This is a genomic window from Ruminococcus sp. (assembly GCF_045129435.1).
In the GTDB taxonomy this organism is placed as follows: domain Bacteria; phylum Bacillota; class Clostridia; order Oscillospirales; family Acutalibacteraceae; genus Ruminococcoides.
Window position 1 is genome coordinate 1 of record NZ_JBGVJL010000081.1, and the last position, 12,277, is coordinate 12,277.

Consider the following 12,277-nt stretch of genomic DNA (forward strand, 5'->3'; position numbering starts at 1 on the left):
GCTTTGCGTTAGCTAAAGTATTGCGGGCTTTGCCCACACCCACCACCCTTTAAAAAGGGTGGACCTAAATTTTATTTTCGAGTATAAAGTCTGTGCTAATTTAAACAAAATTTCCTGACCGTTGCTAAACCATAATTTATCAATGTCACTCCAACATTACAAAAAAGATTTTTTATTTTCAGAACAATTATGCAAGAAATTTTTCATTGACTAAATTCAAAAAATCTGCTAAAATAAGTATAAAATAAAATTAAATACACGAAACAAAGACAATAAATGTCGCTTTTCCAATGTCAGACGGAAAGGCTTATTTTATTGTCTTTTTTGCGTTACAGGAGGATTTTTATGCCAAAAACAAGAATACAATCATTATTTTTTACTGCAATCACTGCATTTATTATGGTGTATGGTATGACGCTGTACAATACTGTGCTTGCTACTGAAAGCTTTACTAATATGAGCTTTCTCACCACTTTACAAAATATGTGGATTGAATACATAATTATATTTTTACTTGCGTATTTTGTTTCAAGTCGCTTTGCCAAGAAATTTGCGTTTAAAATTGTAAAGCCCGGCGACAGACCTATATTTATAATTTTTGCAATTCAGATTTTCACAGTAATTGCTCAGGTAGCCTTTGCAAGCATAATCGGCGTATTTCACAGCTATGGCTTTACCTATGACTTTATACCGAACTACCTTATCACCTACTGCAAAAACTTCATTATGGCTCTGCCGTTACAGCTCATAATAGCAGGTCCGATAGCAAGATTTGTTTTCAGACATATTTTTAAAAATAAGTAAATAAAAGGCTATATAATTAAAGTTGGGGTAATATTGATAAATAAAAAAAGAAACACAAAAAACAACGGCACTCAAATTAATCTTGACTGCCGTTGTTTAACATATATAAACTAAACGCTGATAGTGTGTATCCATCATTTATTGCATTATTTTTAATTAACTCAGTTAATTCATCTATAGAACACAAATTAATTTCGTCAATATTTTCATAATGTTCATTTATAAAAGGTTTTGAAATTTCACAAAGACATATAGCAACTTTTTCCCCACAAACGCCACTATCTGCAACAACAGTTCCTATTATATCGCAAGATATGGTGTCTGCATTAATTTCTTCCTTTATTTCCTTTTTTGCATTTTCTTCTACTTTAAGCCCAGATTCACCAAATCCTCGTGGAAAGCAAATTTGATTTTCTTGAAGAGAATATCTATATTGATTTAGCAAAACAAATTTTTCATTATAAATAGGTATTATAACAACACAGTTTCCTGAATGCCTTTTTATCAATCTTTCATATTTAAAAATATTATCATTACTGCATACTAAATCTACCACAAGTAAATGATAATCGCTCTCATATACAACGCCCAAATCACAATTATATTGTTTTTCATATTGTTCAAGCATTTTTCTGTCTGTAATAATTTTAAGAAAATTATTTGTAATAAACTCTTTAGATCTTTCTTGAATTAATTCAAAATATTTATTCAAACTTTTCTGCGACATAATTAATCTCCTTATTATAAAGTTGATGCTTGACTATATTTCTATAATTTTTCAGAATGAATTTTCGCTGCTTATCAAAAAAAGTTTCTATCAGATTTGGTACTTTTAAAACATATCCAACTATATCCCCAAGGATAACTGCTATAATACCAAGTATTGCACTTGATATTCTGACAAAATAATTTACGCCATCCATTAAATAATCAATTGCTATACCTGAATAATAAAGAATTAATATTGTTATCATTGTAGATTAATGCATCTCTTATTATAGATAGGACAAATAATTTTTGATCTAAATTATCTATATTCAAACAGCTGATCGCTGAAAAAACAAAATTTTCGTCACCGCTTGTAAGTATTCTATTAATTTGTTTTATGACATATCGGACAGCCGAAGAAATCTCCTCATCATTCTGTTTATATTTTGATATTACAATTCTATGTTGTTTAAATAAATCAATTAAAACACTTCTCATTCTATCATTTTTCAAAAACGACATTATAAATACAGAGTCAGCAAATTGATTGAATGTTAGAGCAACTTTATCGCCATTTAAAACAATTGCTTCATATAGTGCCTTATCCAAGGCATATTCCATTTCTTTTTTTGTATTGCATATTGAATCCAATTCATACAAATAAACAATTTCATTCATATTTCTATCCTCTTAAATTATATAATATTATATACAAAATTATACTTTATTTTCACATTGTTGTAAACACAAAACGGCAGCCGGATTAAATTCCGACTGCCGTTATTTTGTAGGATATTAAGTTAAATTATTTAGCTGTATCGTTTGTAGAAGAAGCAATCTCGCCGCCCTCGATTACAAGCTGGTCTTCGTAATCCTTGCCGTATGTGTCAAGGAGTGTTGCCTCGTAATCTTTGTGGAAGAAGTTCTCCTTACCGAGTGATTTGATTTCATCGTTAATCCAGTTAAGGAGTGTATCGTTGCCCTTTGTAACAGCAGGAGCGATTGTATCTGCTGTGCCAAGCTGTGGAATACCTACAACGAAATCGCTGTTCTGGTTTGCATATGCAATAACCTCGGTGTTATCGTTTGCCCAAGCTACGCCGCTGCCGTTTTCAAGAGCAGTCTTTGCCTGTGCGTATGCGTCATACTTCTGAAGTTTGATGTTTGGATAGTTCTTTGTGAGATAAGTTTCAGCAGTTGTACCTGAAATTACAATCATACTGTCGCTTTCGTTCCAGTTGTCAAGACTTGTTAATGTGTTGCTCTTTGGAGATACAACGCCGAGTGAAACGCTCATGTAAGGAAGTGCAAAGTCAACCTCTTCTTTTCTCTCGTCTGTAACTGTGAAGTTTGCAAGAATAACATCTACCTTACCTGTCTGGAGGTACTCAATTCTGTTTGCAGCCTCAGTTGAAACAAAGTTTACCTTTACACCAAGATCCTCTGCAAGGCGGTTTGCAAAGTAAACATCGTAACCCTGATACTCACCGTTTTCATCAACATAACCGAATGGGTTTTTGTCAGAAAATACACCAATGTTGATGGTGCCTGATGACTTGATTTCGTCAAGGGTTCTATAGCCGTTAGCAGTTGACTCGCTGTTTGAGCTTGAGCAGCCGGCAAACACCGCTGTAACAACTAATACTGCAAGGATTGCAGAAATGATTTTTGTAAGTCTTTTCATAATAATCTCTCCTCTTTCTTAATGAAAATTTATTTAATTGAGTCAAACTCAAAAATATCAAGAAATTTTTTAGCTCTTTCGGTTTTTGGATTTGTAAAGAACTCCTCAGGTTTACCCTCTTCTACAATGTGTCCGCCGTCAAAAAATACTATTCTGTCGGCAACTGCACGGGCAAACTGCATTTCGTGAGTTACAATAAGCATTGTTCTGCCCTGCTTTGCAAGGCCGAGCATTACATCAAGCACTTCTCTTACCATTTCAGGGTCAAGTGCCGCTGTAACCTCGTCAAAAAGCAAGATATCCGGGTGCATACACAAGGCTCTTACTATTGCAACTCTCTGCTTTTGACCACCCGAAAGCTGGCGTGGATAGCTGTTACTTTTTTCGCTAAGTCCAACCTTTTCAAGCAGCTCTTCTGCCTCTTTTTTTACTTCATCTTTTTTTCTTTTCTGTACCTTTGTAGGTGCAAGCAAGATATTATCCATAACGGTAAGGTGTGGAAAAAGCTCGTAATTCTGAAACACCATACCTATTTTCTGACGAATTTCAGCTATATTTTTGCTCTTGCGGTCAATTAGCTCGCCTTCAAAAGAAATTGTACCCTCCTGAATAGGCTCAAGACCGTTGATACATCGCAAAAAGGTACTTTTGCCACAGCCGCTCGGGCCGATAATTACTACAACCTCGCCCTGATGTACTGTCATATTTATGCTTTGCAATACAGTGTTATCATCGTAACGCTTTGTAAGATTTTCAATTTTTAACAGTTCCTGTGACATTTCCTCAGCTCCATTTCTTTTCAAGATGTTTTGCAACCATACTTATTGAGAAGCAAACTATAAAGTACATTATAAATACTACAAGATACACACCAAAAGCTGCATTTGGGCTTGTGGCACGGTTTGCTTCAATAATCTGTTGTGCAACCTTTATAACCTCAACAACGCCAATCATAAGAATAAGGCTTGTGGTTTTTATCATTCTTGTTACAAGGTTTATTGAAAGCGGCAGAAGTCTGCGGACTGTCTGCGGAATTATTATATACAAATAGGTTTGTGACTTGCTGAGTCCGAGTGCAAGGCTGCTCTCTGACTGGTGCTTTGGAATACTTATAATTGAGCCACGCACCAAATCTCCCATTTCTGCTGTGCCCCAGAGTGTAAACACAATTACCGAGGCAAGCTCACCCGAAAGATTAATTCCTAAGGTTCTTGTTGCACCAAAGAACACGATAAACAGCAATACAAGCTGCGGCATAATTCTGATAATTTCAAGATAAACTTTTGTTATAACCTTAATCACCTTATTACGCATTGTCATTACAATGCCAAGCAAAATACCGAGCGGTATACTAAGAGCGACCGAAATAAGACTGATTTCAAGTGCAGTCCACAAGCCGCCCAAAAGGCGTATAAAGTTTGTTCCCTTAAAGAGAACATCAATCCCCAAATCCGGCATATCTCAGTTTCCTTTCCAGCACACTTCCAAGTATTGAAACAGGCAGTAATATAACCAAATAGAACACAACAAGCATAAACAAACACTCTGTGGTCTTGTAATAAAGTCCGATTAAGTCCTTTGCAACGAACATCAAGTCCATAAGGCTAACCGCACTAAACACACTTGTTTCTTTCAGCAGGAATATTACATTTGCTACAAACGGCGGAACGCTTGTTGAAAATGCCTGCGGCAGAATTACATATCGCATTATCTGCGGGTGCTTCATTCCAAGGCTAAGTGCACTTTCGGTTTGTATTTTATCTACCGATTCCAGTCCGCTTCTGAAGGTTTCGGACATATAGCTTCCGCCAAGAAAAGCCAAGCCAATGTAACCCGCCATCTCGGAACTTACCTGCACACCAACCTTTGGCAACGCATAGTAAATAAAAAACAACTGAATAAGCAACGGAGTGTTTCGGGAAATTTCAATATATACCGTTGCAATCTGCCTGAGTACCGGCACCTTGTAATACTGAACCAACGAACAGAAAAGACCGATTATAATAGAAACGGCAATTCCGATTAATCCGATTCGCAGGGTAAGCAAGGCTGCCTCCTGATACAAAGGAAGATATTTAAAAATAAATTCCCAATTCATTATTTCACCTTTTTCCTAATCTCTTAACATTTTATGCACAGAACAATAAAAAGCATTAAAAAAGACCGAAGAACATATGCACTCCGGTCAGTAAAACTTTATCTGGTCATAACTTTTCATCGGAGAGCATGGGAAATAAACACATACACATTGTGCACATGCAACAGCAACACATGGAGCTTTTTACATATGAAACAAGCTTTGTCATAAGGTTGCTCTCCTTTCTGAAAGTCCTATAAACCTAATAGGTTTTATATGTTCTGATAATACCATATTAATAAGAAAAAGTCAATATATATGCGGTAATCGGATAAAAAACTCAGAAATTCTTTGCATAAATGTCAACACTGAGCAATCTGTCAAATTTATATCCGGCATTTTTTATTCTTCCGCAAAACTCAAAGCCAAACTTTTTGTGCAAATATATACTATGCTCGTTTTCGCTTGTAATTAGTGAAACAACAGTTAAAAATTTATTGTCCTTTTGTGCCTCTTTGAGTGCGTAGTCAATAAGCTGAGTGCCAATATGCCTTTGCCGGCAATCATTTTTTACATATACCGACAACTCAGCGGTAATATCATACGCATCTCTTTTGCTGTACTGAGAAAGTGCAACATAGCCGATTACATTGCCGTCCTCCTCATAAACTGAGAGTAAATATTTGCCTGTATGCTCATTAAGCATATTAACAAAATATTCATCATCTCGTGGATTAATGTCATAAGTAGCAGTAGTGTTTAAAACTGCATAATTATAAATTTCTTTAATAGCCGGCAAGTCGTGTGCCGTAGCTTTTCTTATCATAAAAGATTTTCCTTCTTAAATGCCTGCTCAAGATCTGCGATAATGTCCTCAGCGTCCTCAATGCCAACGCTGAATCTGAAAAAGCCGTTATGAAATTCTTCAGGATAAAGATACTGTCTTTCATCATTTTCGCCGAGAAAAACTATAAGGCTCTCATCGTGGCCGAGAGAAACGGCAGATGTAATAACATTTAAGTGACTGACAAAGCGGTTATATGTATCGTGGTCAGCTTTGAGTCCGAATGAAAGCACACCGCCAAAGCCGTTTGTCATCTGCTTTTTAGCAATATCGTGGTTTGGGTGATCCTCAAGTCCCGGATAAGCCACAAAGCTTACGCCCTTAACAGTTTTTAAATATTTTGCAACCTTGAGTGCATTTTCATTATGCTGTTTCATTCTTAGCGGCAAGGTTACCGCACCACGCATAATAAGCCATGCGTTAAACGGGCTGATTGTTGCACCGAGGTTAATCTGTGACTGTGCTCTGATGATATCAAGGTATTCTTTTTTACCTATAATAGCACCTCCCATTGCATCGCCGTGTCCGTTGATGTATTTTGTAAGGCTTTCAATAGAAAAGTCTGCACCAAGCTCAACAGGTCTTTGGTTATAAGGAGAAGCAAAGGTGTTATCCACCGACAAAAGTGCATTGTTTTCGTGTGCAATATCTGCAATCGCCTTGATATCTGAAATAGTGAGTGTCGGATTACCCGGAGTTTCAATGTGAATAAGCTTTGTATTCGGACGGATTGCCTTTCTGACATTTTCCGGATCCGATGTATCAACGATTGTGGTTTCCACACCGAATTTATTATTCAAAAGTTCATTTAAAAGTCTGTAAACCGCAATATATGTAACGCTTGAAAAAATCACATGGTCACCGCTTTTAAGTAAAGCGAAGAAAAGCCCGGACAAAGCGGCTACACCGCTTGCAAGCACTACGCAATCCTCTCCACCCTCAAGAGAAGCAACCTTTTCCTGCAAATACTGCTGATTTGAGCCGCCGTTTCTTGTGTAAAGATTTTTACCTGCACTGCTCCAGTTAAGATCACTCGGATCATAGGGCAATTCATAGCTGTTTGCCATAGTTATAGGCCTCTTAATTGCTCCTGTTTCGCTGTCAACGCCATTGCCGGTATGTACGGCTCTTGTCTGAAAGCCTAAATCTTTTACATTCTTTTCGCTCATATTATCACCCTTTTGATTAAAAATTTCCGCTTTGTCTGCGGATATAAAGTATTGCTTTAAGCAGGAATATTTTAAAACTTAGTATTCCTACTGATAAAGTAGGTTTATTGTAACACCACAGTATTTATTTGTCAATAGGTTTTTATAATCTTTTTAAAAATAGTGGAAATTTTAGTATTATCTGTTTGAGTAATAAATTTTTTTGGGGCTGTTTTAAATGTTATCAAATTATTGTTTGCTAACGCAAAATCTTATGTTAATTTTCAAAGTTTTCTCCTAAACCATAACTTAAAATCCAGTATGGATAGATTAAAAGACTGTAGATATTCCTGATGAATTTCTTGAGAATTCATTTAAAATCCAGTATGGATAGATTAAAAGGCGAAAAAGTGAGCCAAACTGCACCTTCGCACCGCTATTTAAAATCCAGTATGGATAGATTAAAAGAAATTGAAGTCGTTGCATCGACTATAAAAAGCCGTTATTTAAAATCCAGTATGGATAGATTAAAAGTTTTTGAGTTGTATATAAAGTATCAAAATTTATCAGATTTAAAATCCAGTATACCTATCTGAATTATTCTCGGCTTTATGTAATCTGATACACAAAGGGCTAAGCATTTTCACAACAGCGGATGATGAAGTAACATTTTTTCCCGGCACAAGATTAACACTGACAAGTTTCATTTCGTTGCCGAGCGGAGCGGGAATCGGCTTGTCCTTTTGCTTTATAAAAGCAGACATAAAAACACATCCCGTATTATAGTCAGCCGTTGAAAATGTAATGCTCATTTCATTTTTGCCAAGCTCTATTTCTGTTTTAGAGAACCTCGGCATCGGCAAATTTACCGCAAAGGTAAAATTTCTGCGTTCGGGTGTAAAATAATATTTCTCATAATATTTTCCGTCGGCAACTGCTGATAACGATCTCTTGAAAAAAGACAGAATGATACGCCTATAATCAAGAGGCAGTTTGTTATTTTTTAAAATAAATCGCAATAGAATCTTCATATTTACCTCCAATTCCTTACAAAATGATCATATTGCCATTTTGTTATTAAACTTCACTCATTAAATATATTATAATATTCATAATTTTATTCGTCAATATTCCGAATATATGTTTATTATATACATTATTTTTTATTAATTATATTATTATATTACTTAAGCTGTCCCATAACCAGGACTTTGCTTATTAATTTTTACTTATTATATAAAAAAGCAAGAACATTTTTTCAAAGATGTTCTTGCTCAAAGTATAAGCTATAATTTTACAAATGCAATGCCACAGGCGTTTGTGCCTATGTGGCTTCCTATTACTGCACCTATTTGCACTGTTTTTACACTTGCCATAGTCGGCAGGTGTTTTTTTATGTCAACCGCAAGGTCTTTTGCAAGGCTTTGGTTATCGGAGTACATAACATATATGGGAAACTCCGGATTAAGTTCTTCTCTTTCAAGTCTTTCCGCAAGGCTTTTTATGCCACGCTTTATACTAAAGCTTTTTGCAAGCAATTCAACCTCACCACTGCTCAATCTGATAACAGGCTTAATATGTGCAACCGAGCCAAGCACTGATTTTGCTGAAGTAATCCTTCCTCCCTGATGCAGATACTCAAGAGTATCAAGGCAGGCAAAAAGCGTTACCTTTTGCTTTATATTTTCGATTTCTTTATAAATTTCAAGGGCAGTTTTTCCTTGTCTGCGTAGCTTTACCGCATACTCAACAAGCAGCTTTTGCCCTGCCGAGGCGGTCAGTGAATCTACTATATACACATTTTTACAGCCCGTCATTTCCGCTGCCGTTACAGCAGTATTGGCAGTTCCGCTAATTTTTGATGACATAAAAATTGCCACACCACCGTCTTTGCTATGCTCGGCATACTCAAGCTTTTCTACAATATCATGTAATGACGGCTGAGAAGTTTTTGCAGCCTCTGTAGAATTTTTCAGCTTATTAAAGAACTCTGATTTTGTAAGATTAACATTATCTTTATACTCCTCTGCACCAAAGCTTACTGAAAGCGGTATGCATTCCACCATATTTTCTTTTAACTCAGCTTGCTCAAAATCTGCGGAAGAATCCGTAATTATCTTTACCATTAAAGCACCTCTTCATAGATTTACATTAATAGTATAACCGGATATTTCAGAAAAATTTTGCATAAAAAATCGGCACGAATTTGTGCCGACTCTTTTAGTGAGTGTTAAGATATTCTAAAAATTCAGAGGTTTTTGACCAGTATTTTATGCCCCAGTTTTCAAAATTCCACTCCTCCATATAATCATTACATTCATAATCAATATAGTAAAGTTTTTCGTTTTGCACAACAAAATTGGTTGGAAAATAGTCAATGTTTGTATTGCTCGCATAAAGCAACCTGCACATAGCCTTTACCTGCTCAAGGTATTCAGGCTTTACACTGTCGGTTTTAACCATATCAAAAATTGTGTCGCCCTCAATGTATTCCTTTAAAATTCTCTCGTTTTCAATATCTATATCAAGCATTTGCGGCATAGTTATTCCGATTTCTTTTAGGCGGTTGTAATCGTTAAGTTCCGACTGAATTTTATTGCCAAAATGATAATAACTGCATGGCTCGTGGTGAATTTGCTTTAAAACATATTTATCTGTACCGTCTGTTGCAAGGTAGGAATATCCGCCTTTTCCCTTACCGAGAAGTTTAATTATACTAAACAATCTGCCGTTTACAGAAAGTTCTGTAGGAATTGTATTTGCCATAAAATCAGCTCATTTCATTAATTTATAGCACAAGTATATCATAGAGTGTTTATATTAGGCAAGAATTTTTTCAAAGCTTTCTACCGTCTTTAATGAATCCGGTGTGTTCAGATACACAAATCTGAAATTTCTCACAACACTATGTCCCTCAATATAGAATGGTGAAAGCTGTGGATTGCTTTTCAAAAAAGCTTTATAAGCAAAAGTCACACCAATATTCTCGCAAATCAGCTTTGACATAAGTCCAAAATTGCTCACGCATACGCAACGCTTAAAATGTTCTGTTGTGTAATTTTGCTCTGATAAAATCTGCTCAAGAATTGTCCTTGTGCCGGAGCCTTTTTCTCGAATAAACAAAGTTTCTGAAAACGAATCTTCCAGTGGAATCGTCTTGTTTGCAAAAGGGTGATTACAACTGCAAACACCTATAAAGTCCTCTTCCTTATAAACCTTGCTTGCAAATTCCTTTCCGTCATAAAAGCCCTCAATCAAAGCAAAATCAAGCTCGCCCTTTTTAAGTCTTTGTAGCAGTCTTACAGTATTGTCAATATCAATCAGCAGATTGTTATTCGGATTTTTAAGATACTCTGCAAGCTTTTTATCTATTACATATTCGCCGATTGTTTTTGTCGCACCAATTCTCACAACTTTTTGTTCTACAATTTTCATTTTTTCAAAAAGCTTTTGTTCCTGAAAAAGCACATTTTCGGCATAGTTTTTTAGCAGCTCGCCCTCGCTTGTAATTTTTAATGTATGCCTGTCATAAAGGAAAAGCTTGCATTTGTACTCATTCTCAAGGAAATGTATGTGCTGAGTGACCGCCGGCTGAGTCATATTCAAAAGCTCGGCAGTTTTGCGGTAATTCATCGTATCGCACAGCATAAGAAAAGTTTTTATTCTGTAGTCTATCATAGTAACCTCATAAATATTTTTTATTATGTTATATCAAACAATAATTTTATATTATCATTAAATGGTGTTACAATCAATAGGTAATGTAAATTTGGAGGAATATTTATGAATTTTATTAAGAAAAACTTCGGTGGAATACTGCTGTGTGCGGTAGTTGCCGCATTTGCCGAGCTTATGTGCCTTATAAGCATCGGTAATTTTTCACTTGAACTTGTAGGCGTGCCTGTAATTGCGATTTTAACGGGTATGATTATCTCGCTTATATCGCCAAAGCTTGCAAAGCACAATATCTTTTCAGGCGGAATTAAATTTACTTCTAAAAAGATTTTGCAATGGGCGGTAATTATTCTCGGCTTTTCACTTAACTTGAACACCATTGCCCTTGTAGGTGCAAAAAGTCTGCCTGTTATTATCAGTACAATTTCCACTTCGCTTATTGTGGCTTTTATTATGATGAAGGTACTTAAAATCAAATCCAAAACCGCCTGTCTGATCGGTGTTGGCTCGTCAATCTGCGGCGGCTCAGCGATTGCGGCTACCGCCCCTGTAATTGACGCTGATGATGAAGATGTGGCGAGATCAATTTCTGTAATCTTTTTCTTTAATATCCTCGCCGCCCTAATTTTTCCAATATTTGGCTATTCTATCGGACTTGGCACAGAGGGATTTGCTGTATTTGCCGGCACCGCTGTAAATGATACATCTTCTGTCACCGCCACTGCATCAACAGCCGAAAGCATTTACAATACAAGCGGAATACTCTCGGCGGCGGTTACAGTAAAACTTACACGCACGCTTGCAATCATTCCGATTACGCTTTGCCTTGCTTTTTACAGAACGAGGAAAGCTAAAAAACTTGGCACAGAAAAGGGTTCTTTTTCCTTTAAGAAAATTTTTCCTTGGTTTATACTTTATTTCATTGGTGCGTCAATTATAACAACCGTTGTTGGAATAATGCCTGAAAGCAGTTTTACAATATTATATAACGATACCTTTGTTGCCATTACAAAGTGGCTTGCAAAGTTCTTTATTGCAATGGCTATGGCAGGCATTGGACTTAACAGTAATATTATTGACCTTATAAAAAACGGTGGCAAGCCGATTTTACTCGGCTTGTGCTGTTGGGTATCAATCACTGCTGTGTCGCTGTCAGTACAGAGTCTGACGGGAATTTATACATCTGATATATAAATAAAATCACCGCTGGAATTTTTCTTGCGGTGATTTTATTTTTCTCGATATATTAAGTTAATTTCAAAACTTTTACGCTCTTACTTTTAATGCAACACGCTTGATTTTTCCGCTGATAGTCTTAGGCATTTCATCAGTAAACT

General features: G+C 36.1%; 14 protein-coding genes. 2 read left to right on the forward strand and 12 right to left on the reverse strand.

Annotation, left to right across the window (positions count from 1 at the left end):
• Positions 1–345: 345 nt before the first annotated feature.
• Positions 346–804, forward strand: a complete 459-nt coding sequence (locus ACJMMI_RS03920; protein WP_405353744.1) for a DUF2798 domain-containing protein — start codon at positions 346–348, stop codon at positions 802–804.
• A gap of 76 nt (positions 805–880) precedes the next feature.
• Here ACJMMI_RS03920 and ACJMMI_RS03925 read toward each other — a convergent pair whose 3' ends face one another.
• The 12 genes from ACJMMI_RS03925 to ACJMMI_RS03980 form a co-directional block, all read right to left on the reverse strand.
• Complete coding sequence (locus ACJMMI_RS03925; protein ID WP_405353746.1) at positions 881–1,531, reverse strand: NUDIX hydrolase; 651 nt, start codon at positions 1,529–1,531, stop codon at positions 881–883.
• A 203-nt stretch (positions 1,532–1,734) separates the two neighbouring features.
• A complete protein-coding gene (locus ACJMMI_RS03930; RefSeq protein WP_405353747.1) occupies positions 1,735–2,190 on the reverse strand; it encodes a hypothetical protein in 456 nt (151 codons plus the stop codon).
• A 127-nt stretch (positions 2,191–2,317) separates the two neighbouring features.
• Entirely contained in the window at positions 2,318–3,196 is an 879-nt protein-coding gene (locus ACJMMI_RS03935) for a transporter substrate-binding domain-containing protein (RefSeq protein ID WP_405353748.1), read from the reverse strand.
• A 29-nt stretch (positions 3,197–3,225) separates the two neighbouring features.
• Positions 3,226–3,975, reverse strand: coding sequence for an amino acid ABC transporter ATP-binding protein (locus tag ACJMMI_RS03940; RefSeq protein WP_405353750.1), 750 nt, complete (start codon positions 3,973–3,975; stop codon positions 3,226–3,228).
• Between the two features lie 4 nt (positions 3,976–3,979).
• The gene (locus tag ACJMMI_RS03945) at positions 3,980–4,654 is read right to left on the reverse strand and encodes an amino acid ABC transporter permease (RefSeq protein ID WP_405353752.1); all 675 of its coding nucleotides are present in this window, start codon (positions 4,652–4,654) and stop codon (positions 3,980–3,982) included.
• The gene (locus ACJMMI_RS03950) at positions 4,635–5,294 is read right to left on the reverse strand and encodes an amino acid ABC transporter permease (RefSeq protein WP_405353754.1); all 660 of its coding nucleotides are present in this window, start codon (positions 5,292–5,294) and stop codon (positions 4,635–4,637) included. Before ACJMMI_RS03950 ends, ACJMMI_RS03945 begins: the two co-directional genes overlap by 20 nt.
• A gap of 319 nt (positions 5,295–5,613) precedes the next feature.
• Positions 5,614–6,099 carry a GNAT family N-acetyltransferase gene (locus ACJMMI_RS03955; protein ID WP_405353756.1) on the reverse strand — a complete coding sequence of 162 codons (486 nt, stop codon included), beginning with the start codon at positions 6,097–6,099 and terminating at the stop codon, positions 5,614–5,616.
• Positions 6,096–7,286: a trans-sulfuration enzyme family protein gene (locus ACJMMI_RS03960; protein ID WP_405353758.1), complete on the reverse strand. Its 1,191-nt coding sequence runs from the start codon at positions 7,284–7,286 to the stop codon at positions 6,096–6,098. The genes ACJMMI_RS03955 and ACJMMI_RS03960 overlap by 4 nt, the downstream gene beginning before the upstream one ends.
• 551 nt (positions 7,287–7,837) lie before the next feature.
• Positions 7,838–8,296 carry a hypothetical protein gene (locus ACJMMI_RS03965; RefSeq protein ID WP_405353760.1) on the reverse strand — a complete coding sequence of 153 codons (459 nt, stop codon included), beginning with the start codon at positions 8,294–8,296 and terminating at the stop codon, positions 7,838–7,840.
• A 255-nt stretch (positions 8,297–8,551) separates the two neighbouring features.
• Positions 8,552–9,391: a DegV family protein gene (locus ACJMMI_RS03970; RefSeq protein WP_405353762.1), complete on the reverse strand. Its 840-nt coding sequence runs from the start codon at positions 9,389–9,391 to the stop codon at positions 8,552–8,554.
• 94 nt (positions 9,392–9,485) lie between these two features.
• The gene (locus ACJMMI_RS03975; protein WP_405353764.1) at positions 9,486–10,031 is read right to left on the reverse strand and encodes a hypothetical protein; all 546 of its coding nucleotides are present in this window, start codon (positions 10,029–10,031) and stop codon (positions 9,486–9,488) included.
• 54 nt (positions 10,032–10,085) lie between these two features.
• Positions 10,086–10,943 (reverse strand): LysR family transcriptional regulator, encoded by an 858-nt coding sequence (locus tag ACJMMI_RS03980; RefSeq protein ID WP_405353766.1) that lies wholly within the window; start codon positions 10,941–10,943, stop codon positions 10,086–10,088.
• Positions 10,944–11,048: 105 nt separating this feature from the next.
• Between ACJMMI_RS03980 and ACJMMI_RS03985 the strand changes: the two genes are divergently transcribed.
• Positions 11,049–12,134: a YeiH family protein gene (locus ACJMMI_RS03985; protein WP_405353768.1), complete on the forward strand. Its 1,086-nt coding sequence runs from the start codon at positions 11,049–11,051 to the stop codon at positions 12,132–12,134.
• Positions 12,135–12,277: the final 143 nt, after the last annotated feature.